This is a genomic window from uncultured Formosa sp. (assembly GCF_947500765.1).
In the GTDB taxonomy this organism is placed as follows: Bacteria; Bacteroidota; Bacteroidia; order Flavobacteriales; family Flavobacteriaceae; genus Formosa.
Genome location: NZ_CANMTH010000056.1, coordinates 1 through 697, shown reverse-complemented (window position 1 = coordinate 697; position 697 = coordinate 1). Strand labels below are relative to the sequence as shown.

Sequence of the window (697 nt, the reverse complement as noted above, 5' to 3'; positions counted from 1 at the left end):
ACGTTGCCCACAATAAAAAAATGAAGAACTTCAAAGAGAATTTAAGGAAAAAACCAACTCTATTTTTGGTAGTTGGAATTTTTGTTTTGTTTATCGGAATTCCGTTTGGGATTTATGGATTGACTTTGAATGGTGGAGCAAGTTTAGGTGGAGTTTTAGTTTTACTTGGAGTTTTTATTTGTATTCCATTTTTAGTAATTGACAGAATTTTAGTGAATAAAATAAAACCATTGAAACTTTCGATTTTTGAATTTGTATTTATTGGAATTATTTTGCTATTCTATTTGTCCGACAACAAAAAACTGTATGTTGATTTGACTGAATATAAAACTGAATATTTCGTTATTATTTATAATAATGGGAATTTAGAAAACTCTGAATTGAATTGGAGTTTTCCCTTTAGTAAAAGTGTGGAATTAAATGAAAATTCTATAATTATTCCATCAGAATTTAAAGGAAATTATCAAGTTGAACTTAAAACACCGAAAAATTGGAAAGGTTGGAGAATGAATCCTGACAGAATTAACGAAATTAATTTGAAAATATATACAAATAATAAAACTGAACTGAATCAAAAAGAAATTGACTCATTAGCGAAAGTAGAAATAATTACTGTGGGCAACACCGTGTATAATTAATTGCTTGGTTTTAGCCAATTTACGAAAGTCCTCGCGGACTTTCTATCTGTGTTTTATTT

Annotated in this window: 1 protein-coding gene; it reads left to right on the top strand. The window is 28.0% G+C overall.

Features of this window, described 5'->3' with window-relative positions:
- Nucleotides 1-638: hypothetical protein (locus Q1B05_RS18585; RefSeq protein ID WP_299782962.1), on the top strand; the 638-nt coding region annotated here is incomplete at its 5' end.
- Nucleotides 639-697: the final 59 nt, after the last annotated feature.